This window comes from Caballeronia sp. LZ024 (assembly GCF_031451455.1).
Lineage (GTDB): Bacteria > Pseudomonadota > Gammaproteobacteria > Burkholderiales > Burkholderiaceae > Caballeronia > Caballeronia telluris.
The window spans coordinates 522806-545681 of sequence record NZ_JARUXL010000004.1; the positions used below are offsets into that span (position 1 = coordinate 522806).

A 22876-nucleotide genomic window follows, 5' to 3' on the forward strand; every position below is an offset into this window, starting at 1 on the left:
GGACCTTGCCTGCGCGCACGCAAACCGCGATGATTGGCGAGACTCAAGCGCGCGCGTATCGCGCCCCGAATCGTGTTCCTTTGCTCAGTTGAGGACAACGTGGACTGGAAGTTCTGGAACAAATCATCGCCCTCCCAGGGCGCGTCCGACTCGGCATCGGATACCTACGGCGCACTGCGCAAACTGCTGGGCATGCTCATGAGGGCGGACGCTCCGCCTTTTTCCAACTGGAACGCCGCCGGCATCGTGTTCACGCCGGAAGTCGAGAACACCGCCCAGAGCGCGACCAAGGGCTACGCGCTCGCGCTCTGGTTCTGGCTCTTCGCCGAAAAGCACGGCGTGGTCGCGGCGCGGATGGCGCGCGACACCTTTTGCCTGCTCGCGGACGAAGCCCAGCCCGCGACGGGCGACGTGCTGGATACGCTGATCGAACTGGAAAACCGCCTCATTCAGTCCTTCGACGCCACGCCCGTCGAACAACGCAGTTTCCAGCTTGAAGGACAGCCGCTGGAACTGCCGATGGAGTTCGTGCTCGCAACAGGCTTCCTGCTTCAGGCGCCGGATTCGCCCTACTACGGTCGTGCCGGCGGCGATCTGGAAGGCAACGACATCCGCATCGCCGCGTGCCTGCGCAATGCCACCGAGCACGCCATGCCGCTTTTCCGGGAAATGGTCCGCGGCCTGCCCGACTTCGACGCCCACGCCCTGCCTCAGTGGAAGTGGAGCGCGACACCCGGCGCCATCGAACGGCATTTGCAGCGGCGTTATAACAATCCGCTTTTCCCGCTGCATCGGCAGGTCGTGACGTCGAAGGACGTCTACGAGGCGCGTCTCGCCGACCATCAGACGGTCGCGGAGATTCGCAAGGAACTGACGGATCTCACGAGCGAGTTCTACGCTCACAATGAACTCCCCGCGGACTGGCATCCCTTTCTGAATGGCTTTCGCGAGCGGCTCGATGCGCTCGAAGACCGGCGCCTCATGACGGGCGGCGAGACGGCGGCGCTCGGCGCCGCGATTGGGGAGATGCGCGGCAATGTGATGACGCTCTGGCGTTCCGCGCTCGAAAACAACCGGCAAAGCCTCTCTTCGCTCGATGCGGCCGAGGCGCGCGAGCATCGACGGCGCGCCACGCTCCATGCGACCGACTGGATGCGCCAGTTGCGCAGTCACGCTTCGCCCATCCCGCCGCAGGAGGTCGTCGCCGCGCTGCTGAGCGACACGCCGGCCGAGATGGAAGCGGCCGTGTCCGTGCTGAAAAGCGAGCCGGAGTTGCACGGAACGCTTGCGAACTGTCGCTCCTACGCGCACCGGCTCGTCGCCGAGGTCCGCGCAAGCGGCCATCCGCTCGCGGATATCGACGAGAAGCTCCGGATCCTCGACGAGACGCAGCCCAAAGCGCTGGAGCAGGACGACGCGTCGTGAACGGCGGCGCGACGCGAACCGCTGCGCCCTCGTCAGTCGAACGCGATGCCGCCGTCGCGTCGAAGCGCGTCGAGGCGTCGGATCTGCTCGGGCAGGATGCGTCCGAGCGACAGCGGCGGCAACGCGTCGATCGCGAAAAAGCCGACGCCGTTCGTTTCGACGCCGATAACATCGCCCGCGCTCACGATCCTGCCGAGAAACATGAGCTTCCAGATATGAAAGACCGAAGGCGGATGCGGATGCTTCGCCGTATCCCACACCGCGAGCAGGCGCTCCACGCTAACCGTGTATCCGCTTTCCTCGCGCACTTCTTTGGCGGCGTTTTCGGCCGGCGACGCGCCGACATCCGCCCAGCCGCCGGGAAGTGACCACAATCCGTCCGCCGCCTCGCGTACCAGCAGGACTTCGCCGGCGTCGTTGAACACGGCGCACCGAACGTCGAGCTTCGGGTTTGCATAGCCTGCTTCATGTGCGAACAGGTCGGCCACTTGCTCCGCGTCCATGTCGGCCAGTTCGCCGAGCTGCGCGTGGGCGATGGCGGCGATCTCCTGATAGCGCTCCTTGTCGAATGCGCCTTCGGTATAGTGCAAGCCAGTTTGCGCCAGTGCCAGCAAACGGCGCGCTTGCTCGAGTCGTCGAATGGACAAGCGGACCTCTACGATCGTTGATGTCTTGGCGATGACGTGCGGCATGCACGCCGCGATTTGTTCTAATGTCACCCTATGTTTTTAGCGCCGAGTAATTGACCGAACTATGACACATGCGCCTTCCGGGCATCGCCTCGCGCCGTCGATGCGATACGCCAGCCACGCCCGCCGCATGAGCGCATTGGGCATCGATTCGCTCTGGTGGACCGTGATCGTGCTGTTCGTGCCGCTCGGTCCGTCGACGGACGAACTGCTCGCGCAACCGGAGTCGCTCGTCGCGACGATCCTTCTGTGGACCGTGCTCGCGCAATGCGTGCCGATATTGCTGACCGGCGTGATGTGGGTCGTCTGGGGCACTTCGCCGGGCAAGCGGGCGCTGCATGTGAAAATCGTCGATGCGGATAGCGGGCAGCGGATGACCGCGAAGCAGGCCGCCCTGCGCACGGCCGGTTACCTGATCTGCTTCGCGACGTGCGGTGCGGGCTTCCTGCCGATCCTGTTCAACGAACGAAGACAGGGATGGCACGACCGGATGGCGAATACGATCGTCATCGAAGAAGAGACCGGCGACGGCGGTCGTCCCGCGGCGTAGCGGTCACGTTGCGCTTCTGACGAACAGGATACGGCGACGAGAAAAAGAAAGGCGCCACATCGAGCATGCTCGTGGCGCCTTAACGCTCTCACGGTCGCAGCCGCTCGGAGAACGTGGTGAGACAGGATCGACGCGCGGCGCTTCCGGCGATCTCCGCGCGCGATCGTCCGACGGATGACGCCCGGTTCACTGACCGCCGAAATACAGCTTGTTCATCTCGGCAGGCGAAGCGGGCCTGACTGCCGTGCCGCCCCCGGAGGCCGACGATCCACTGACCGCGCCGCCGTAACCGGTGCCAGCGTCGCTCGGGGCGATACGCGCCTCGGCGGCCTGAATGTTGGCGGGATAATTCGGCTCGTCGCCGCCGCCCGGCACATAGCCTGCGGATTCCAACTGCTTGAGTTCGGTACGCACTTGCGCTCTCGTCAACGAAGAATCCGATTGCGCGAATGACACGAGCGGCGCCGCCAGCACCGACGCGGCAGCGACTGCATAGATGAGCGATTTCATGACGGCGTGCCTCCAGAACAATACGATCGTCCGACAGTACTGTCTTAAGCATAGTCGGCCGTAGCGCGATGAACTGCCGTATGACGCCGCAGACCGCTCGAAGTCAGGTTCCGGTCATCTACGCGGGGACGAAGACGACCGCGCCGACATCGGCGATCTGCGTAAAGCTCCGGAAAAAGCGGTATGTCTGGTCGCCGACAGTCAGGCGGTTGACACCGCCCTGCGTCATTTCGAGGATCTCGTTCGCCACCGCCGCAGTGATGGTCGCGTGGTTCTTCAGTTTCTCTTCCTCGTTCTCCGGATTGCCGAGGCAGACGGAAAAGACGTCGGGATCGCGACGCATCATGACGACGCCTTTCCCCGTGTCGAGCGATAGTTCGAGGTATCCGACGAGCGTGTGCAGCGCCCCGGATGTTTCCTTCAGCGGACCGTCGGCCAAACCAGAACCCGTAGTCATGCTAGCTCCGTCGTCTATGCCTGCCTGAGTTGCGAGCAATCGCTGCATCGCGTCTGAAAATCACTGGCCCGCGGCGACCGGGCCGGCGGGCGTCGGCGCGGCGCTTCTCGACGGCGCGGGCCGCGTGCTCCTCGCCCATCGGAGCTGGCTCGTCGCCATCGAGAGCATGACCTGCGACTGTGCGTTGCCCGAATCGAGATCCTTTGCGTGAGCGGCGTTCTGCGCCATGCAGGACCAGTCCTTGCCCGCTTCGCAGTATCGCGCGCGCTGCAAGGCGGCGTCGCGCTCGCGCTCGCGCCGGTTCAATTCTTCGGCAACCTGCCGACCCTCCGGACGCGCCTGTACGCTCTGGCGCAGCCGTTCGAAGCGCTCGCGCGCGTCGGTGAGGTCGCCCTGCTTCAGAGAGTAGCGCACGCCGTTCAGAATGTTCGTCTCCGATGCGGTGACCGCATTCTTCGCGGGCGGCGTCTCCGCTTTCGGCGCGGGAACAGCGGCAGTGGGCCTGGCGGGTGTCGTATCGGTCGGCGTGGAGGTCACGGTGCCAGCGGCTTCCGGCGCAGCGGAGTCCGCAATCGATTCGCCACCGGCATTGCCCGGAGCGGGAGCCGTCTGCGGTGCCGTACTCGCTGCGGCGACGGCATCCGGTGCCGCTGCCACAGGCGGCGCGACGACCGCACCGGAATCGTAGCCGCGCTGTGATTCAATTTCCGGCTGCAGCGCCTGTTGCGGCTGCGGACTTTCATGACGAAAGTAGACGGTGACGAACAACGCCGCGCCCAGAACGGCGAGGACATAGGGCCACACAGGTTTGCGTTCCGGACGATCACCGTCGAAAGGAAAAAACACGCCGCCGCCCGAATCCAGATGCGGCCGTTCGGCACGCGGACGCGGCGCGCGGGTTGCCGGCTGCATCGCTTCCGCGTGGTGTTTCCCCCCGGCCGCTTCCGATACAGGGACCGTATCGGCACCGCAAATCAGGCAGACGTCGCTGTCCGCGTATCCCGCGGGAAAGCGCTTGCATACAGGGCAGATGCGCCGTTCCAGAGTATCAGCGTGGCTCATCTTCATCTCCCGGTCGTTCGTAAAAAAACACCGCCGTGTGGGAGTACCCGGTGGCAGCACTGCAGGTCATCGCCTGAAAGTCCGCACCGCCTTCGCCATGCAAGGCAGGCGATTGAGAGTGCGGGCGACGACGCCGGTCATTCGGTTGTTTTCGGGCGAGCATCGAGGCTCGCTGATTCGCGCGTGGCCGCGCGGCGGATCGGACGCGAGACGAACGCGTGACGAGACAAAGGCAGTCGGCGTGCTGCGCGCGGAGGCGGATTTCGACGAAATCCGTATGCGATCGATGCGGCCCCGAAAAAGAACCGACTGATGCCAAAGATTACCATTTGCACGAGGTCGCCGTCGGATTCGGCCCGGCGCGACGACATCGGCGGCGCGGATTTTTGTCGCGCGTGACTGGCGCTTTCTGGCGAGGCACGACGATTGCAGTGAAGGTCATGCGGGTCGCATCGCACTGAATGCGACTCCTATCCACACTCAAGGAGATGACCATGAAACTCGCTACGAAGGCAACACAAGGCCTGCTGATATCGGCGCTCATCCTCGGCCTGTCCGGCGGCGCGTATGCGCAGGCCGGCGGCGGCGGTGGCGCGGGCGGCGGCACCGCGGGCGGCAACGGCGCGGGCCAGGGCGGCACCGGCATGAGCACGCCGAACGCGAACGGCGAAACCGGCGCGAACTCCAACGCGACGGGCGGCAATTCGATGGGTTCTTCCAAGTCCGGCATGTCGCACAAGAAGACGCAGAAGAAGGGTTCATCGACGATGGACGCGCCGGCTTCCGGCAGTCAGTAAGCGCCTGCGGGCTTTGCACCGACAAAGCCTATGAGCGCATCAAGCGGCCGGACCGGGTTCCGGCCGTTTCCATTGCATCCCGCACACGGACCCCGGCCGTTCCGCTTTACAATGACGCCGCATCACACCCCCGCGGACCGCGCTTGCGGGAACGGGGCGCCTCTCTCATCGTCGAACGGCAATGGTCACTGAAACATCTTCATCGGAATCGCTCGCCGTCGCGGAGCGCGTGCGCGAACTCATGAGCCGTCATGGCATCGGCAAGCGGCAGCAGACCGCCGAGCTATGCCGCATCCTCGATCTCAGTTTCTCGCAGGGCCATCGCAAGCTGCGCGGCAATAGTCCGTGGACGCTCACGCAGATCCGCCGCGTCGCCGATGCGTTCGACGAACCCGCGCTCCAGCTCTTCGATGCAAAAAATGCCAACGTCGACGACACCGAAGGCACCGCTCACGACGCCGTGTTCAAGATCGGCTCGGCGGAAATCCCCTGCACCGCGTGGGTCGGCGCGGCGCTCGACGCGGGCAGTCGTCCCGACTTCATCGTGCAAAAGCTGAACAACCGCTGGCTCGTGACGAAGCACGAGGGCGTGTTGCTGCACGAAGCCTTCGACGTCCACAAGATCGAGATCCAGCCGCGTCGCGCGGACGTGGAAAAGCCGGTGATCGCGGTCGTCGACGACGATCAGGCCTCGGCCGACAATCTGCACGACTATCTGGAATGCACGGGTTTCACGGCCATCGCGTTCTACAACCTCGACACGTTCCTCGAATCGCTGCAAACGCAGGTGTTCGATGCGGTCGTGATCGACTGGCTGTTCGGCGCGCATACGTCGGCGGGTGCGATTCGCGCGGTGCGCGAATCCGACAACCCGGACGCGCCGGTCTTCGTCCTCACGGGCGAACTCACGACCGGCAAGGCAAGCGAGTCCGACATCAGCCAGGTGATCCGCGACTACAACGTCGCGTGCTTCGAAAAACCGGCTCGCCTCGCCATTCTGGTGGCCGATCTCTCCAAACGTCTGCTGCGCGCCTGAGCTTGAACATGAGCGTTCGCTGAACGTTCAGGCGATGCGCCGCGTCGCCGATACCGCGCGCGCCACCGCGCTCTTGAGCACCTCGTAGCGCACCGGCTTCAGCAGATAATCGAAGAACAGGATGGTCGCGGCCGGATCGACGAGTTCGGGCGCGTAAGCGCTCACCGCGATGATCGGCACGCTCGCGCCGGGCGCGAGCCGCGCGCGATACTCCTGTGCGAACGAATAGCCATCCTTGCCCGGCATGTGCAGGTCCGCGAGGATCACGTCGGCCTGATTCGACGCGAGCCACGCGAGCGCGCCGTCCACCTCGCCCATCGCGACGGCCGCGTAGCCGAGATGCGTCAGCATTTCCGTGAGCGATTCGCGGATCGATTCGTGGTCGTCGATCACGAGCACGCGCGACTTCCGGAAAGGCGCGCTTTCGGCGGCCTGTTCGCGGCGCTCCGGCAGCCTCTCGGCCGACGCGACCGGCAGGTTCACGCGAAACGCCGCGCCCTGCCCGACTTCGCTCGACACTTCGACCCTGCCGCGGAGCAGATCGACGAGTCCGCGCACGACCGCGAGCCCCATGCCCGCGCCGTCGAAACGACGTGTGCTCGACGAATCGAGTTGGGTGAACTCCTGGAAGATCAGCGGAAGCTGCTCGCGCGCGATGCCGGGGCCGGTGTCGATCACCGAGATGTCGAGGCGGTCGTCGGTGCGCTCGAAGCGCACGTCGATCGAACCTGCGTCGGTGTACTTGATCGCGTTGGTGACGAGGTTCGTTACGATCTGCCTCAGACGATGCTGGTCGCTTTCGAGCGGACCGCGCTGTCCGAGAAACTCGCCGCGCAGTTCGAGGCCCTTGGCCGTCGCGGCCGGCGTGTTCGCATCGACGATGGAATCGAGCAGTTCGAGCGGATCGAACACCGTCATGCGCAGTTCGAGCTTGCCGGCGCCGAGCCGCGCGTAGTCGGTCAGGTCGCGCATCTGCGCTTCGAGATGACGCGCGCCGGTTTCCAGACGCTGGATGATCCGGCGGTCCGCGTCCTCGCGCAGGCTCAGGCCCAGCAATTCCACCGACGATACGATCGCGTGCAACGGCGTGCGCAGCTCGTGGCTGATCATGCCGAGGAACGTGTCCTTCGCGACGCTCGCCTCGCGCGCGGCGCGCGTCGCCTGATGTTCGGCCGCGAGTGCCGCGCGCTGCTGCTCGATCAGGCGCGTGCGCCGGTAGCCGTTCAGGAGCAGCAGCGTGGTCGCCGCCGCCGAGAGCAGCGCGAGCAGGATGCCGCCATAGATCAGATAGCGACGCTTGGCCTCGAAGTCGCTCACGATGCCCTCGCGCTCGGCCACGTCCACCATGCGCCGGCCGTTCGACAGTTCGGTCACCGCCGCGAGGTTCTGCCGCAGCACGCCCGTGATGCGAAGCGTGTGCTGGGGGTCCTGGTCGATCGTATCGACATCGGGCGAAATCGATTCGATCGCATTCGCCAGCTGGCGCAGGATTTCTTCTTGCCGGTTGCGCAACGCCTCGTGGTTGCCGAGCATCTTCGTGGACCCGGCGACGACGTTGAGCTTCGATTCGACGATCTGGTAGCGCAGGCGGACCGTGTCGGCTTCCTCGTCGATGCCGCCGCGATACAGCAGCACCTGGTTCGCGAAGCGCTCATAGGCGATCTCCAGTTGCGCGGCGTCCCAGTAGAAGCCGTCGTAGGCCATGACGATCTCATGCGGCGTCTGCTTCACGAGCAGGCCCGTGTAGAGCATGTAGGCGACGGCGCCGATCGGCGGCGCGATCGCGATCGCGATCAGCGCGGCATACCACACGCGCCGATACCACGGGCGCGTCATTTGAGGATCAGTGCTTTGACCTGCCATACGAATCGGGCGTCGGCGGCCGCGCCCGTCAGTTCCGACGGATACGCGTCGCGGGGATAGACGAGAAAGAACGGGCCGAAGTCGCGCACTTCGAGGCGCTTGCCGTCCATCGTGTAGGCGAGGATCGCGCCGTAAGCCTCGGCGTGGTTCGCGGGCATGCTGACGGTGTAGTCGTCGAGCGTGACGAAGTCGACCGTGCGGCCCGTCGCGCCGACGAGCTTCAGCACGTCGGAAAAAAGCGGTCCGGTGAAGGTCGACTTGCGCGTCCAGCGCGTCGAGGTGACGATCGTATGCACCGGAAGCTTCAGCAGTTCCGCCTCGGAAATGCGATAGACCGTGTGCGACGCGTCGTTCGTTCTTGAAATTTTTCCCTGCACTTCGAGCGCGAGGGGCGGCGCCGCGCGAACCAGCGGCGCGCTCGCCAGGAAGAGCCACAGGGCGGCGATGCGCAACGTTGAAACCGCCATCAGTGCGCCTCGTCGAACGCCTTCGCGGCGCGCTCCGACGCCACGACGATCAGCTTCATCGTCGCACGCGTCGCGCCGACGAAGAATTTGCGCGCGGCCTGCTCGTCGAGCGCATCGAAATCGACTTCGGTCAGGACCACGCACGGTGCCGATTGCCCCTTGAAACGATAGATCGATTCGAGCAACACGTCGCCCTCGCGGTACTCCGGATTGCCGAACAGATCGTAGCCGCCGGTGAAGCTGCGCAGCCGGTGCGGGCCGAGTTGCTCGACCGCCGTCAGCACCGAGCCTTCGCGTCCGCGAAACGACAGCACCGCGATGTCCTGCTTGCGAAAGCCGAGCGAGAGCGCCTGCGTGATCGCGCGCTTGGTCGCCTCGATCACTTCGTCGGCGTGACCGCTCGCGTAGGTCGACATGCTGACCTCGGAGCCGTCGAAGGGACTGCCCGCATCGAGCCGCACTTCGTTCCCGACGATGCGCCGGATGTACGCGAGCAGATCGCGCGGGCTGCGGTAATTGGTGTTCTCGCGCAGCGTCGTCCAGCCGGGCAGCGGAACGGGCTCGCGGAAGTAGAGGTTCTGCATCGGGTCTTCGAGCCACCACCAGGCGCCCTCGGGCTTTAAGAGCCGCGCGAGCGCATCGACCCACGCCGCGTGAAAATCCTGGCCTTCGTCGACGATCAACACGTCGAACTTCCAGTGCTCCGGCACCTCGACGTTCGCGAAGCGTTCTTCGAGCGTGGCGAACACGTTCGGCTGGCTGAAGTCGGGCGGACTGCCCGCATCGCGCGCGACCGCCGCGCTCAGTTGATGATAGTTGGCGATCTTCGCTTGCGTCGGCGCGACGAGCCGGATGTGATCGGCGAGCGGCCGGTTGAAGCAGACGTACAGCACGCTCTTGCCCTTCGCGACTGCATCGCGCATGACCTGCACGGCGAGTTGCGTCTTGCCGGAGCCGGCCGTGCCGATCACGCGCAGACGGAACGGCTCGAATTCGAGGCGGCGCGCCCAGGTCGCGAGGCCGCCCGACAGGCGCGTGACGAGCATGTCGGCCTGGCCGACGAGCGCGTTGGTATCGGGCGTGAGCGCGAGTTCGTCGGCGAGGAAGTGATGGATGCGAGTCGACGATTCGAAGCGCGGTTCGTCGGGCGGCAGGACGTCGAGCACGACTGCGGGCAGCTCGCGCTTGCGGCTCGCATCGACGATACGGCCGGGCGGCACGCCTGCGATGGAGTCGTCCTTGACCGTGTAGTCGGGGCAGTACAGAAGTTCTTCGATGCGATAGGTGCCCGCGCCGAACGCGGCCGTGAAGCGCCGATGGAGGTTTTCCAGCGTGCGTGCGAGCTGCACGGCGACGTTGCGTTCCTTTTGCAGATAGACCTTCACCAGCCCGGACGGCGTTTCGCGCAGGAAGCCCGCCTTCTGTTCGATGACGAGCACGCGGCCCGACGGCGCCACGACGACGAAGTCCGCTTCGCCGAAGACCGAGAACCCCTCGTTGATGCGGGTCCAGTGAACGCCGTGATACACGGTGTAGTCGTCGGGGAGCTTTTCCAGGAGCGACAGCGTCTCGAGTTCGCGCACGGCGGCGCCGGTTGCTTCGAGATTTTTCCAGTCGTCGGGGACGATGCGGGCCATGCTCAGCCTTTTTCGCGCGTCAGCGCATGGGGTTGGGGCGGGTAGGCGCAATTGTACGCATGACGCTCGGCGGCTCGCTGTGAAACTTGGTTTCGCGAGAACGCAAACGCGTCCGATCAACCCGCCTAACGACCGGCCTCAATCGGCAAAGTCGTACTTCCCGCCACGCGCCAGCGCCCGCTGATACGCCTCTCGCGCATGAATGCGTTCGAGGAACGCGCGAACATGGGGAAGCGCCTTGGCCCCGGCGCGATGACTGGCCGCTTCGAGCGGAAAACTCATTTGCACGTCGGCGGCGGTGAAGGCGTCCCCGACGAACCATTCCGACTTGGCGAGTTCCGCCTCGACATACCCGAAGTGCAGCTTGAGCTGAGGATCGATGAAACTGCTTTGCATCGTCTGAGCGATCCGGCGCGCGACGGGCTTCACGAAGAACGGCATCCGCGCGCTGCCGATACGCAGCGCCACCAGCTTGAGCAGCAGCGGCGGCATCGCCGAGCCTTCCGCGTAGTGCATCCAGTAGTTGTAACGCACGCGCTCCGGCGTCGCGCCGTGCGGCGGCGCAAAGCGTCCCTTGCCATAACGATCGACCAGATATTCGATGATCGCGCCCGACTCGGCGATCGTGAGACCCTCGTCGGTGATGACCGGCGACTTGCCGAGCGGATGCACCGCACGCAGTTCGGGCGGCGCAAGCATCGTCTTCGGATCGCGTTGATAGCGCTTCAGTTCATACTCGACGCCGAGTTCCTCCAGCATCCAGAGCACACGCTGCGAACGGGAATTGTTGAGATGATGGACGGTGAGCATGGGCAGGGATGGAATGTGATTTGCAAGGCGTCGTGGGTTGCGCCGCAGCATACCAATGATCCGGCGGGCGCCGAAGCGTCGAATATAGAAGGCCGCTTCGAAAGCGACCGCGTTCGATCACAACCAACAACGCAGGCACAAGGGAGAATTCGATGACACTCATCATTTATCTAGTCGGCTGGCTGATCTTCATCGGCGGCGTGGCGTGGGCGCTCGTCGCGATGCACGTCGCGCAGCACACGATCGCCATCGTGGCCGTCATCCTGCTCGGCATCGCCGTCATCACGGGCGCCACGCGAGCGCGCAACCGCGACCGCTCCTAGCATCGCAGTCGACCAGGAAAGGAAGCGCGCGCGGCGCGCCTCCTTTCGCAGCGCTTCAGGACATCGCGCGCGCGTTCAGCGAATCGTGGATCAACTCCACGAGTTCGTCGGGATGCGCCGGTTTGGTCATGAAATGCTGAAAGCCTTCGCCGATACTTCGCAATCGATATTCGTCGCCATCGTGGCCCGTCAGCGCGATCGCCACGGAGGGCGGCAGATTCCCGCGAATCTCGTGATCGCGCAAACGTTGTATCAGGTAGAAACCGTCCATGATGGGAAGGTCGATGTCGCAGATCACTGCATCGGGCAGGAGCCGGATCGCGGTTTCCACGCCCTCCTCGGCATCGGCGACGGCAACCACGTCCGCGCCTTCCTCCTCGAGCAACATCTGCAACGATTCCCTGCTCTCCGGATCGTCTTCAATCAGCACGATCCTCGTGTGCCCCAGTCTTGCTACTTCGTTCATCATTTTGTTTTGAAACTGCCTAAGCGGAATTCATATGCCGGCGATTCTACTGCTTGCCGCTCGACCCTATTCGCTTCAGGGTCGCGACATGGATTCCGACAGCACCGTTGTTGATCGGTTGGAGGGCCGCGCTTGTCCGGTGCGGAACGCGCGCGGTGCTTGAAGGTCCCAGGAACCCGGCGTGCCGCCGGTCCTGTCCGCATCCCGTTGAGCAAGAAGCAGGCCGGAACCTCGTCGCCCCGGCCACGCCCTTACGGGGCGGCGCCGCGCCCGTGCCCGAGTCCCGCGATAAGCACGACCGTGTAAATCCTCCATCCGCCGTGCCCGCTTTCTAGTCAGACTTTTCGGGCGCCGCGCCTGCGTGAAGGAGCGCGCGATATTCGGTCGGCGTGAGCCCGACCGTCGCCTTGAACTGGCGCGTGAATGCGCTGTGGTCGGTGTAGCCGCACAACGCGGCGACATCGGTGACCTTGTCATGCGTGACGAGCAGCGCCGTGGCGGCATCGAGCCGCGTCTTGAGCAGCACCTGGCGCGGCGTCAGGTGAAAGACCTTGTGGAAATAGCGTTCGAGTTGCGCGATCGACATGTTCGCCATCGACGCCAGCTCGCGCATCGTGAGCGGCTGCACGAAGTTTTCCTGGATGTGCTGCACGACTGCGGCAAGCCGGCTGTAAGCCGGATGCGTGCCTTCGGCCGCCTGCAGGTCGCGCGAGATGCCCGCGAGGCCGACCACCCTGCCCGACGCATCCTGTAGGGGCTGCTTGCAGGTCATGCACCAGCCGGGCTCGCGTCCGGCATAGAGATGCAGTTCGAGCTGATCGATCAGCTGATTGCCTTGCCCGATGATCGCCTTGTCCTGCGCCGTATAGATCCGGCCGAAGCGGCGCGGAAAGACGTCTTCGGCCGTCTTGCCGATGAGCGCGCGCTTGTCCTTTTGGCCGCAGCGCCTGGCGAGCGTGCGGTTGACCATCGCGTAGCGCGCTTCCTCGTCCTTCACGAAGAACACGACGTCGGGCATCGCGTCGAAGACCGGTTCGAGCAGCATGAAGTGCCCGAGCATCGCGTCGAGCGTCGATCCGCCCGCGCTCGCGCGCAATGCGGCGGCGCCGAGTTCGTCGGCCGGGCGGTCCATCGTAGTGGTCATGCGCGTATCGCTCGCGTGGTTTGCGACTTTGCCGGTCATGGACGGATGCGCACGGCGGTCGTGGCATGGAATGGCTGCGCTCGATTATAGGGGCGCGCGGCGGCATAAAAAAATGCGCGCCCGATCACGCTATGGGGCGATATCGCCGGCTGCGATCAGCGTGTCGATGCGCGCCGGGCTGAACGGCTCGCGCGGCGCCCCGACGTCCCATCCGAAATAAGCCGATGCCGCCGCGCCGCACACGCGGCCCTGGCACGGCCCCATGCCGCAGCGCGTGTGCAGCTTCGCGTCGCGCCAGTTCGCGTGCGGCGCGAGCGCGCCGACGCTGACGTCCTCGCAGCGGCAGATCAGCGTATCGGGCGATGGCAGCCGGCGCGCCTCGTCGCCCAGCTCGAACGCGGCGGCGACGCGCGCGCCAAAGCGCCGCCAGCTCCCGCGCGCGCGACGTTCGGCCGCGACGCGCGCATCGTCGATGCCGAGCGCCGCGTAAGCCGCGAGCGCGCCTTCGACCCAAGCGAGTTCCATCCCGCCGACGCCCGTGCATTCGCCCGCCGCCAGCACGCCCGCGACCGACGTGCGCTGCGAATCGTCGACGCGAATCGCGCCGTGCGAATCGAGCGCGCAGCCGAGCGCCTGCGCGAGCGCGACATTCGGCACGAGCCCGTAGCCGCACGCGACGCGATCCGTTTCGATCGACTGCTCGCGTCCGGCGGCGCGGATTGTCACCGCTTCGACGCGCTTCGTGCCGTGCGCCTTCACGACGACCGCGCCCGTCCGGTAGCGCGACCAGCGGATCGCCCGCATCAGCGCGACCGCCTGCGCCAGCTTCGCCGGCGTGAGCGCGAGCGTCGCGCCGAAGCGCAGCACGCGGCCCGCACCCGCCTGTTCGACGACCGCGCGCACGTCGCCGCCGTGCTGCGCCGCCGTCGACGCCGCCGCGAGCAGCAACGGCCCGCTGCCCGCGATCACGATGCGCTCGCCCGCGACCGGCATGCCGCCCTTGATAAGCGCCTGCAAGCCGCCCGCGCCGGTGACGCCGGGCAGCGTCCAGCCGTCGAAGGGCAGCAGAAGCTCGCGGGCGCCGGTCGCGAGAATCAAATGCGTGGATTCGATGCAGGCGGCTCCGTCGGCGGATTCGAGCAGCAGGCGGTTCGCGCCTGTCGCCGACACGACTCTCACGCCACTTTTCACGGCGAGGCGAGGCGCGGTGCCGCGCAACCAGAGCGCGAGCGGCGGCGCCGCCGCGACGCCCGGACCCTGCCGCCAGATTTGTCCGCCGGGGCGCGGGTTGTCGTCGATCAGCGCGACGCGCGCGCCCTCGCCCGCCGCCACCTGCGCGGCACGCAAGCCCGCCGGCCCCGCCCCGACGATCGCGATGTCGTAGCGTTCAATCTTCACCGCGCGGCCCCGGTCGCGGTGAGGATCGCGAGGCCGTCGCGGCACAGCGTCTGGCAGGCGAGCACATGCGCGCGCCCGTCGACGCTCACGCGGCATTCCTGGCACACGCCCATGCCGCACAGCGGGCCGCGCGGCTCGGCCGTTACCGAAAGCCGCGTCGCGAGCGTGCCGTGCATCGCGAGCGCCGCCGCGACGGTCGTGAACGCCGGAACGCTGCGCGCTTCCCCGTCGATCGTGACGGTCACGGTGTCAGTCATGCGCGTGCTCCGTCGAAAAGCGGCTCGGCGCGAACGCGGCGGGATCGAGCGCGCAAGCGTGGTTCAGCATCAGCGCCGCCAGCAGCTTCGCCGTGCCGAGCGAAGTCGTCACGCCGAGCCCTTCGTGGCCGGCGGCGAGCCAGATGCCATCGTCGAGCTCGCGCGCCGCGCCGATCAGCGGCAAGCCGTCCGGCGACGCCGCCCGAAACCCGGTCCACGCGCGAATGGCGTTGAGCGCCGGCAAGTCCGGGAGATAGCGCGCCGCCCGCGCGAGCATCGCGGCGAGCACCTGCGTTTCGATGGCCGGATCGAGCGTATCGAACTGCCGCGACGACCCGATCAGCAACTGGCCGGTCGGACGCGGCTGCGCATTGAATGCAACGGAAGTTCCAGTCGCGTGATGCGCGCTCTTGATATAGCCGAGTTCGAGCAGTTGATGACAGATCAGGCCAGGATAGCGGTCGGTAATCAGCAGATGACCTTTTTTCGCGGCGAGCGGCACGTCCGGCAGCAGTTCGTGCGCGGCCAGCCCGTTGGCGACGACGACATGCGCCGCCGTGCGCGCCTCGCCGTTCGCGAGCGTGACGCGTCCGCGCTCGATCTTCGCCGCGCGGCATCCCGTCGATACGCGGATGCGCGACGCATGAGGCGATTGCGTCAGCAGCCATTCGGCGGCGCGCGGCGCGTAGACGATGGCGTCGTCCGAGACGAGCAGGCCGCCCGCAAACCGCTCATGCAACGCGGGTTCGGTCGTCCGCAGCGTGTGGGTGTCGAGCAGGTCCGCGTGCACGCCGTGTGCCGCGAACGCGTCGCGCATCGCGCGGGCGGCGGCCATCTCTTCGTCGTCCTCCGCGACCCACAGCGTGCCGCAACGCGCGAACGCGTCGCAATCGCGCAGTTGCGGCGCGAGTTCGAGCCAGAGTTCGCGCGAATGACGCGCGAGCGCGAATTCCGCGGCCGAGTCGTTCATCACGACGATGTGGCCCATGCCCGCCGCCGTCGCCCCGCCGCCGATTCCGCGCGACTCCAGCACCTCGACCGCGAGACCGTGCGCCGCCATTTCCGCCGCACACGCCGCGCCGACGATCCCCGCCCCGACGACGATGACATCCGCGCTCATCGGATCGCGTTGGCGGGAGCGGCGGGAATGCCCCACGCGAACGGATCGGCGGGATCGAAGCAGAGGCGTCCGTCGCCCATGATGTGGGCGTGGCCGGTGATCGTCGGGACGATTCCCGCGTCCGCCGGCTCGTAACTCGCCTCGAACACGCTGCCGATCACGCTCTCCTGTCGCCAGACTTCGCCCGGAGCTAAAAGGCCGTCGGCGGCCAGGCACGCCACTTTGGCGCTCGTGCCGGTGCCGCATGGCGAGCGGTCGTAGGCGCTGCCCGGGCAGAGCACGAAGCTGCGGCTGTCCAGCCCCGCGCGCGGCGAGTCCGAGAACAGTTCGATATGGTCGATGTACGCGCCATCGGCACCGGTGATGTTCTGCGCGGCGAGCGCGTCGCGGATCGCCTCGGTGAACGCGGTCAGTTGCGCGATGTTGGCCGGCACGAGTTCGCGCCCGTGGTCCGCGACGAGAAAGAACCAGTTGCCGCCCCACGCGACATCGCCCGTAAGCGCGCCGTGGCCCGGCACGTCGACCGTCACCGCCTGCCGGTGCCGGTACGCCGGCACATTGCGCACGCTGACGCTGCCGTTCCCGTTGAGCGTCGCCTCGACGATGCCGACCGGCGTCTCGATCCGGTGCGGCCCCGGCGCGATCCGTCCGAGATGCGCGAGCGAGACGACGAGCCCGATCGTGCCGTGCCCGCACATGCCGAGATAGCCGACATTGTTAAAAAAGATGACCGCAGCCGTGCTCGCCGGATCGTCGGGTTCGCACAAGAGCGCGCCGACGACCACGTCCGAGCCGCGCGGCTCCGTCACGATGCCCGCGCGCCAGGCGTCGAATTGCGCGCGAAAGACGTCGAGCCGTTCCCGCAGCGTGCCGCGCCCGAGATCCGGCCCGCCCGAAACAACGAGGCGGGTAGGCTCACCGCCCGTGTGCGAATCGATGATGTCGAGTGTTTTCATGCTGCTATCGTAGAAACGCGGCGGCGGCGCGTCTTGGCGCAGCTAACCGGTTTTCGTGACGATTTCGGCACAACGGAGCGTTTTGCGGACTATGCCGAAATCGGCACGCGAGACGCTTGATTCGCGCAAGACGCGTGCATTTTCGCTGCCTAAACTGGCGGCTACATTCACTCGAGGAGAGCCGCCGTGGCGCATATCTGGGAAGGCGTGATGCCCGCCGTCACCACCAAGTTCAACGCGGATTTCAGCATAGACCGCGCGTGGACGAAGAAGAATATCGAAGCGCAGATTGAGGCGGGCGTCGACGGCATCATCGTGGGCGGATCGCTCGGCGAGGCGTCGACGCTGTCGCTTGACGAGAAGCTCGACGTGCTCGACATCGCCGTGGACGCGTCGCGCGGCCGCGTGCCGGTCCTCCTGACGATTGCGGAAAACAGCACGCTCGACGGCTGCCGCCAGGCCGAACGCGCGGCCCGTCACGGCGCGGCGGGCTACATGGTGCTGCCGGGGCTGCGCTATCTGTCGGACCGGCGCGAGACGCTCAACCATTTCCGCATGATCGCCGACGCGAGCCCGCTGCCGATCATGGTCTACAACAATCCGCTCGCGTATGGCGTCGACGTGACGCCGCAGATGTTCGCCGAACTCGCCGAGGACGAGAAATTCGCCGCGATCAAGGAATCGTCGGGCGACGTGCGCCGGATCACCGATCTCATCAACGAGACCGGCGAGCGCTATGCGCTCTTTTGCGGAGTCGACAATCTCGCGATGGAAGCCATCCTGATGGGCGCGTGCGGCTGGGTCGCGGGGCTCGTGTGCGCGTTTCCGCACGAGACGGTGGCGATCTACCGGCTGCTGCGCGCCGGACGCATCGAAGAAGCACGGACGATCTACCGCTGGTTCGCGCCGATGCTCGCGCTCGACGTTTCGCACAAGCTCGTGCAGAACATCAAGCTTGCCGAGGCGATCGTCGGGCTCGGCACCGAGCCGGTGCGGCCGCCGCGCCTGCCACTCGCGGGCGAGGAGCGCAAGACAGTCGAGGCGCTGATCCGACGCTCGATCGAAACGCGGCCGGCGCTGCCTTCGCTGTAAGGCGTCGCGCAGCGGAAGGACGAAAAAAATGCCGTCTTGCGACGGCATTTTCCGTTGGCGTCCTCAGGCGGCGACATTCGACGCGTCGCGCTCGATCTGTTCCACTTCGTCGCCGTACAGATGGAGCAGCCGGTAACCGCTCTTGTAGACCGGCTGCAGGCGGAAGTGATTGACCGGCTCGATGTCGAGCGCGAGGCGCAGGCGCGACACGTGGCTGTCGATGGTGCGCGTGGATTCGCGGAATTCGCGCCCCCAGACCATCGCGAAAATGTGATCGCGCGACAACACGCGCCCGACGTTCGAGAAGAACAGCATCGCGAGCCGGAACTGCGTTCCGCTCAGTTGCACCGGCTTGCCGCGCACGGTGACGCTCTGCTGGCGCGCGTCGAAGTGATAGCAGCCGACGTCGAAGCTCGCGGACGTCTGCGCGGGATACGCGCGCCGCAAAAGCGCCTCGACGCGCGCGCCGAATTCGGCGGCGCGCACCGGGTGGGCGAGGAAGTCGTCGGCGCCGGCGGTCAGCGCGCGCACGACGTTGTGCTCGGCGCCGTCGGCGGTCACGAACATCACCGGGACGCGCTCGCCGAAGCTCGAACGCACCGACTTCAGCAGGTCGAGGCCACACAGGCCGGTGGAATGCCAGTCGAGGATCAGCATGTCGACGGTCGAGCGCGACAAGGCTTTCGAGAGCGCGAGGCCGTCGCCATAGACGACGCAGGTATGGCCGAGCCGCTTGACGAGTTCGCCAAGCAGGAGACGGTGAGTGGAATCGGTTTGAAGAACGGCGACACGCATGAAAGTCGGGCCCGGTGGTCGGAAAATGCGGCGACAAGGGTTCCGGGGCCACCGGAGCTTGGTTCGCCTTGGCCCCGGAAGCAGTCGCATCACAAGACCAATACAGAGGGCGGATTCTGAACAAGGGCCGGAGCCTGTCACATTGGATAAGTCCTATTTTTTACACAATGTGATGTGCTTACAGACGGCTTCCAGCGGCGCGCAGGGCGACATCCTGTAACATCCGATGTTTGGCAAAAAGTTCCCGCTTTCGCGCTGCCACCCGCAGATCGTGAAGGCAGGCTGCGCCGCGGCTCCGAGCCGCGCTGCGCGGCCGCGGTTTTCGCGCTGATCCGGCGCAGCTTTTCCGCAGTCGGGCGATGCCTCGTCCTGCGCGTTTCCACACGTTCCAACCCCGTGCGCGCGGCTTTTCCATTTACCGACGACTTTCATCGATGCAAGCAACACCACTCAACGGCGCCGTCCCCGCCGCTGGCCGCGCGCTCACGCGCGGCGACTATAAAACCCTGTCGCTCGCGGCGCTCGGCGGCGCGCTCGAGTTCTACGACTTCATCATTTTCGTGTTCTTCGCGCCGGTAATCGGCCAGTTGTTCTTCCCCGCGACGATCCCCGACTGGCTGCGCCAGTTGCAGACCTTCGGCATTTTCGCGGCCGGCTATCTCGCACGGCCGCTCGGCGGGATCATCATGGCGCACTTCGGCGACCTGCTCGGCCGCAAGCGCATGTTCACGCTTTCCGTGCTGCTGATGTCCGTGCCGACGCTCCTGATGGGCCTCTTGCCCACCTACGCGTCGATCGGCCTGATGGCGCCGGTGCTGCTGCTCCTGTTTCGCGTGATGCAGGGCGCGGCGGTCGGCGGCGAGGTGCCGGGCGCGTGGGTGTTCGTGTCCGAGCACGTGCCGTCGCGGCACATCGGCTACGCGTGCGGCACGCTGACCGCGGGTCTCACGGCCGGCATCCTGCTCGGCTCGCTGATCGCGGCGGCCGTCAACCGGAATTTCGCGCCCTCGGAAGTCGCGGATTTCGCCTGGCGCGTTCCGTTCCTGCTCGGCGGCGTCTTCGGATTGTTCTCGGTTTATCTGCGCCGCTGGCTGCATGAAACGCCGGTGTTCGCTGAATTGCAGAAGCGCAAGTCGCTTGCGGCCGAGATTCCGCTGAAGGCCGTCCTGCGCGACCACGGCCGCGCCGTGATCGTCTCGATGCTGCTCACGTGGATGCTGTCGGCGGCGATCGTCGTCGTGATCCTGATGACGCCGACGCTCCTGCAGAAACAGTTCCACATTCCCGCCGCGACGGCGCTGATCGCGAACTGCGTCGCGACCCTGTGCCTCACGATCGGCTGCGTGCTCGCAGGCGCGATCGCCGGGCGCGTCGGCGCGGGCAAGACGATCTTCGTCGGCGGCATCGCGCTCGCGATCTCGTACTACACGCTGTTCCAGCAACTGGCCGTCGATACGTCCGTGCTCGTGCCGTGGTACGCGTTCACGGGCTTCACGGTCGGCGTGATCGGCGCGATTCCGTTCGTGATGGTCAAGTCGTTCCCGGCGGTCGTGCGCTTTTCGGGCATTTCGTTCTCGTACAACGTCGCCTACGCGATTTTCGGCGGCCTCACGCCGATCGTCGTCTCGCTGATGATGAAATCCAATCCGATGGCGCCCGCGCTGTACGTGGCGGCGCTGTGCGTCGTCGGCGCGCTGACGACGCTTTTCATCCGGCACGCGCCGGAAAAGCACTGAAGACCGGGCATTGGCGGTTTGCGGCAAGGCGCGCCTGCGGGCGCGCTTTTTTTTCGCCGTCGCGGCCCGCAGCCACGTTTCACGTCACCCGGAAACATCGCGTGCGCGACGCGCCTACGATGTCCGCATGAACTCGAACCCCACTTCCCCTTCCTCCGGCCTCGACGCGCGGCACCTGCTGATCGTCGGTGCGACGAGCGTCGGCTTCGTCGTCTCGCAACTCGATGTGTCGATCGTCAATGTCGCGCTCGCGAGCATCGCCCACGACCTGAACGCGAGCCTCTCGAGCCTGCAATGGACCGTCGACGCTTACGCCCTCGCCTTCGCCGCGCTGATGCTCTCGGCGGGCGTGCTCGGCGACCGCTTCGGCGCGCGGCCATTGTTCGTCGCGGGGCTCGCGCTCTTCGCGCTGGCGTCGCTCGGCTGCGCGTTCGCGGCCGATGCGCCGCAACTCGTCGCCGCGCGCGCGTTGCAGGGCGTCGGCGCGGCGGCGATGCTGCCGAATTCCCTCGCGCTCCTGAACCGGTCGTGCGGCGACGACCGGCGCCTGCGCGCGCACGCGGTCGGACTATGGACGGCGGCGGGCGCGGTGTCGATCGCAGCGGGTCCGATCGTCGGCGGCATCCTGATCGCGGCCTTCGGCTGGCGCGGGATTTTCTGGGTCAACCTGCCGCTCTGCGCGGCCGGCATCGTCGCGACCTTCGTCTGGGTCGACGACACGCCGCGCGCGGCGCGCGCAAGCGGCGTCGATCTGCCCGGCCAGGCGCTCGCGATCGTCGCGCTGACGGCGTTTGTCGGCGCCATGATTGAACTGAGGCCGCGCGGGATCGCGCATCCGCTTGTGCTCGGCGGGATCGCGCTCGCGATCGCGGCGGGGACCGCGTTCGTCGCCGTCGAAAGGCGGAGCACCGCGCCGATGCTGCCGCTCCCGCTCTTCGCGGACCGCACGTTCAGCGCGGCGGTCGTATTCGGCGGGGTAGCGAACCTGACCTATTACGGGATGGTGTTCGTGCTGAGCCTGTATTTGCAGCGCGTGCTCGGCCATACGCCGTTGCAGACGGGCCTCGCGTTCCTTCCGCTGACGGGCGGCTTCTTGGTGTCGAATCTGGCGAGCGGCCCGGTGGTCGCGCGGTTCGGCTCGCGCGGGCCGATGATCGCCGGCGCGCTCATCGACGCAGCCGGTTTCGCGGCGCTCATGTTCGTCGGCGCATCGACGTCGACGGTCGCGCTGCTGCTGCCGTTCCTGCTGATCCCGACCGGCATGGGTCTCGCCGTGCCCGCGATGACGACGGCCATCCTCGGTACGGTCCGGCAGGAGCGCGCGGGGACGGCGTCGGCGGTGCTCAACACGGCGCGGCAGTCGGCCGGCGCGATCGGCGTCGCAGCGTTCGGCGCGCTCGCGGGTCACGCCACGGACGCGAGTCAGGTGGCGAGCATCATCGCGGGCGTGAAGTGGTCGGCGGGGATTTCGGTGGCGCTCCTGATCTGCGGCGCGCTGACGGCGCGTCGGGTGCGCAACGCCGGGCAGCCGGCGGCGAAAGGCGTGGCGGGCCGGGCGCCACGGCCGTGATGACACAGCGGGAATGGGCATGCCGCGCCGAGCACGAAGCCGCCGGCGTCATCCTTGCGGGAACGCCCCTTGCACGGTCAATCAAGCGCCCATCGTGCAAACGCGCGGCCCGCAGGCCGCTTGAGGAAAGCCGACATGTCCACGCCGCCTGATTCGCCGCCGCTCGATCCCGATCCGGACGAGTTGCTCGACCCCGATGCATCGCCGAACCCCGACGATCCCGATCTGCCCGACGGTCCCGATTCCGTCACGCCGTTCGCGCTCGGCGATTCGCCCCGCGCCTAGGCGCGCCGTGCGCCGATGCGAAAGCGCCCGCATCGCGAAACCGCGAGCGGGCGCCGACATGACAGCAACAAGCCCTACAGGCTCGTGGTCTGCACTTCGCCGGTTTCGAGCGCGCGCTCGATCAGCGCTTCCTGCTGCGCCTTGCGCACCGCATCGGCGACGAAGCTCTCCGGTGCTTCCACTTCCGCCTTGATCGCGCCGATGATGCCGCTCGCGTCGACGATCACGAGCGACTCCGCCGAATCCGCGCGGCTGATGATCACGCGCTGCGGCCCGCCGCCCTCCGCGATGCTGGCGCAGAACGCCATCCGCTGTCCGCCGATGGTTTGCTCGAAGGTATGGATCATCGCTTTCTCGCCCTTGTCTGATGCTTCGTTGGTTGGTTCGCCGGGCCGTGCTTCCGGCGCGCTCTTGCACGATCGCGAACGACG

25 protein-coding genes are annotated in these 22876 nt (G+C 66.5%); 9 read left to right on the forward strand and 16 right to left on the reverse strand.

The genetic code is table 11. The annotated features are described in order from the left end of the window. Nucleotides 1-99 precede the first annotated feature (99 nt). Nucleotides 100-1425: a tryptophan leader peptide gene (locus tag QCE48_RS24550; protein ID WP_309782855.1), complete on the forward strand. Its 1326-nt coding sequence runs from the start codon at nucleotides 100-102 to the stop codon at nucleotides 1423-1425. Nucleotides 1426-1457: 32 nt separating this feature from the next. Here QCE48_RS24550 and QCE48_RS24555 read toward each other — a convergent pair whose 3' ends face one another. Further along, the gene (locus QCE48_RS24555; RefSeq protein WP_309782856.1) at nucleotides 1458-2117 is read right to left on the reverse strand and encodes an NUDIX hydrolase; all 660 of its coding nucleotides are present in this window, start codon (nucleotides 2115-2117) and stop codon (nucleotides 1458-1460) included. 100 nt (nucleotides 2118-2217) lie between these two features. On the opposite strand from QCE48_RS24555, the gene QCE48_RS24560 reads away from it, so the two are divergent. Next, nucleotides 2218-2664 carry an RDD family protein gene (locus tag QCE48_RS24560; protein ID WP_309782857.1) on the forward strand — a complete coding sequence of 149 codons (447 nt, stop codon included), beginning with the start codon at nucleotides 2218-2220 and terminating at the stop codon, nucleotides 2662-2664. 186 nt (nucleotides 2665-2850) lie between these two features. On the opposite strand, the gene QCE48_RS24565 is transcribed toward QCE48_RS24560, so the two are convergent. The 3 genes from QCE48_RS24565 to QCE48_RS24575 all read right to left on the reverse strand — a co-directional run bounded on the left by QCE48_RS24565 (nucleotide 2851) and on the right by QCE48_RS24575 (nucleotide 4543). Next, entirely contained in the window at nucleotides 2851-3174 is a 324-nt protein-coding gene (locus tag QCE48_RS24565; protein ID WP_309782860.1) for a DUF4148 domain-containing protein, read from the reverse strand. Nucleotides 3175-3292: 118 nt separating this feature from the next. Next, nucleotides 3293-3631 carry a hypothetical protein gene (locus QCE48_RS24570; RefSeq protein ID WP_309782861.1) on the reverse strand — a complete coding sequence of 113 codons (339 nt, stop codon included), beginning with the start codon at nucleotides 3629-3631 and terminating at the stop codon, nucleotides 3293-3295. A 60-nt stretch (nucleotides 3632-3691) separates the two neighbouring features. Continuing rightward, nucleotides 3692-4543 (reverse strand): hypothetical protein, encoded by an 852-nt coding sequence (locus QCE48_RS24575; RefSeq protein ID WP_309782862.1) that lies wholly within the window; start codon nucleotides 4541-4543, stop codon nucleotides 3692-3694. 644 nt (nucleotides 4544-5187) lie between these two features. Between QCE48_RS24575 and QCE48_RS24580 the strand changes: the two genes are divergently transcribed. Together QCE48_RS24580 and QCE48_RS24585 are read left to right on the forward strand one after the other, a co-directional pair. Next, nucleotides 5188-5490, forward strand: a complete 303-nt coding sequence (locus QCE48_RS24580; protein WP_309782864.1) for a hypothetical protein — start codon at nucleotides 5188-5190, stop codon at nucleotides 5488-5490. A 181-nt stretch (nucleotides 5491-5671) separates the two neighbouring features. Then, entirely contained in the window at nucleotides 5672-6526 is an 855-nt protein-coding gene (locus QCE48_RS24585; protein ID WP_309782865.1) for a helix-turn-helix domain-containing protein, read from the forward strand. A 27-nt stretch (nucleotides 6527-6553) separates the two neighbouring features. Here QCE48_RS24585 and QCE48_RS24590 read toward each other — a convergent pair whose 3' ends face one another. From QCE48_RS24590 to QCE48_RS24605, 4 genes are all read right to left on the reverse strand, one after another. Further along, nucleotides 6554-8362, reverse strand: coding sequence for an ATP-binding protein (locus tag QCE48_RS24590; RefSeq protein WP_309782867.1), 1809 nt, complete (start codon nucleotides 8360-8362; stop codon nucleotides 6554-6556). Then, complete coding sequence (locus QCE48_RS24595; RefSeq protein WP_309782868.1) at nucleotides 8359-8856, reverse strand: molybdopterin-dependent oxidoreductase; 498 nt, start codon at nucleotides 8854-8856, stop codon at nucleotides 8359-8361. Before QCE48_RS24595 ends, QCE48_RS24590 begins: the two co-directional genes overlap by 4 nt. After that, entirely contained in the window at nucleotides 8856-10493 is a 1638-nt protein-coding gene (locus QCE48_RS24600; RefSeq protein WP_309782870.1) for an ATP-binding domain-containing protein, read from the reverse strand. The genes QCE48_RS24595 and QCE48_RS24600 overlap by 1 nt, the downstream gene beginning before the upstream one ends. Nucleotides 10494-10631: 138 nt before the next feature. Beyond that, nucleotides 10632-11303: a glutathione S-transferase gene (locus QCE48_RS24605; RefSeq protein ID WP_309782872.1), complete on the reverse strand. Its 672-nt coding sequence runs from the start codon at nucleotides 11301-11303 to the stop codon at nucleotides 10632-10634. A 152-nt stretch (nucleotides 11304-11455) separates the two neighbouring features. Between QCE48_RS24605 and QCE48_RS24610 the strand changes: the two genes are divergently transcribed. Continuing rightward, the gene (locus QCE48_RS24610; protein WP_309782873.1) at nucleotides 11456-11626 is read left to right on the forward strand and encodes a hypothetical protein; all 171 of its coding nucleotides are present in this window, start codon (nucleotides 11456-11458) and stop codon (nucleotides 11624-11626) included. Between the two features lie 55 nt (nucleotides 11627-11681). On the opposite strand, the gene QCE48_RS24615 is transcribed toward QCE48_RS24610, so the two are convergent. The 6 genes from QCE48_RS24615 to QCE48_RS24640 form a co-directional block, all read right to left on the reverse strand. Continuing rightward, on the reverse strand, nucleotides 11682-12095 hold the full coding sequence (locus tag QCE48_RS24615) for a response regulator (RefSeq protein ID WP_116562983.1): 414 nt from the start codon (nucleotides 12093-12095) through the stop codon (nucleotides 11682-11684). A 328-nt stretch (nucleotides 12096-12423) separates the two neighbouring features. Beyond that, nucleotides 12424-13152, reverse strand: a complete 729-nt coding sequence (locus QCE48_RS24620) for a helix-turn-helix domain-containing protein (protein ID WP_404982299.1) — start codon at nucleotides 13150-13152, stop codon at nucleotides 12424-12426. A 213-nt stretch (nucleotides 13153-13365) separates the two neighbouring features. After that, on the reverse strand, nucleotides 13366-14634 hold the full coding sequence (locus QCE48_RS24625) for an FAD-dependent oxidoreductase (RefSeq protein ID WP_309782874.1): 1269 nt from the start codon (nucleotides 14632-14634) through the stop codon (nucleotides 13366-13368). Continuing rightward, a complete protein-coding gene (locus QCE48_RS24630) occupies nucleotides 14631-14891 on the reverse strand; it encodes a (2Fe-2S)-binding protein (RefSeq protein WP_309782875.1) in 261 nt (86 codons plus the stop codon). The genes QCE48_RS24625 and QCE48_RS24630 overlap by 4 nt, the downstream gene beginning before the upstream one ends. Continuing rightward, nucleotides 14884-16011 carry an FAD-dependent oxidoreductase gene (locus QCE48_RS24635; RefSeq protein WP_309782877.1) on the reverse strand — a complete coding sequence of 376 codons (1128 nt, stop codon included), beginning with the start codon at nucleotides 16009-16011 and terminating at the stop codon, nucleotides 14884-14886. The genes QCE48_RS24630 and QCE48_RS24635 overlap by 8 nt, the downstream gene beginning before the upstream one ends. Next, nucleotides 16008-16967 (reverse strand): 4-hydroxyproline epimerase, encoded by a 960-nt coding sequence (locus QCE48_RS24640; RefSeq protein ID WP_309782878.1) that lies wholly within the window; start codon nucleotides 16965-16967, stop codon nucleotides 16008-16010. Before QCE48_RS24640 ends, QCE48_RS24635 begins: the two co-directional genes overlap by 4 nt. Before the next feature lie 186 nt (nucleotides 16968-17153). Between QCE48_RS24640 and QCE48_RS24645 the strand changes: the two genes are divergently transcribed. After that, a complete protein-coding gene (locus QCE48_RS24645) occupies nucleotides 17154-18059 on the forward strand; it encodes a dihydrodipicolinate synthase family protein (RefSeq protein ID WP_309782880.1) in 906 nt (301 codons plus the stop codon). A gap of 63 nt (nucleotides 18060-18122) precedes the next feature. Here the strand turns inward: QCE48_RS24645 and QCE48_RS24650 are convergent, their stop codons facing one another. After that, nucleotides 18123-18854 (reverse strand): response regulator transcription factor, encoded by a 732-nt coding sequence (locus QCE48_RS24650; protein ID WP_309782882.1) that lies wholly within the window; start codon nucleotides 18852-18854, stop codon nucleotides 18123-18125. A gap of 434 nt (nucleotides 18855-19288) precedes the next feature. On the opposite strand from QCE48_RS24650, the gene QCE48_RS24655 reads away from it, so the two are divergent. The 3 genes from QCE48_RS24655 (at nucleotide 19289) to QCE48_RS24665 (ending at nucleotide 22445) form a co-directional block, all read left to right on the forward strand. Then, nucleotides 19289-20590, forward strand: a complete 1302-nt coding sequence (locus QCE48_RS24655; protein ID WP_309782883.1) for an MFS transporter — start codon at nucleotides 19289-19291, stop codon at nucleotides 20588-20590. A gap of 127 nt (nucleotides 20591-20717) precedes the next feature. Next, on the forward strand, nucleotides 20718-22160 hold the full coding sequence (locus QCE48_RS24660) for an MFS transporter (protein WP_309782884.1): 1443 nt from the start codon (nucleotides 20718-20720) through the stop codon (nucleotides 22158-22160). 135 nt (nucleotides 22161-22295) lie between these two features. Continuing rightward, nucleotides 22296-22445 carry a hypothetical protein gene (locus QCE48_RS24665; RefSeq protein ID WP_309782885.1) on the forward strand — a complete coding sequence of 50 codons (150 nt, stop codon included), beginning with the start codon at nucleotides 22296-22298 and terminating at the stop codon, nucleotides 22443-22445. A 74-nt stretch (nucleotides 22446-22519) separates the two neighbouring features. Here QCE48_RS24665 and QCE48_RS24670 read toward each other — a convergent pair whose 3' ends face one another. Further along, on the reverse strand, nucleotides 22520-22792 hold the full coding sequence (locus QCE48_RS24670; protein WP_087629678.1) for a hypothetical protein: 273 nt from the start codon (nucleotides 22790-22792) through the stop codon (nucleotides 22520-22522). Nucleotides 22793-22876: the final 84 nt, after the last annotated feature.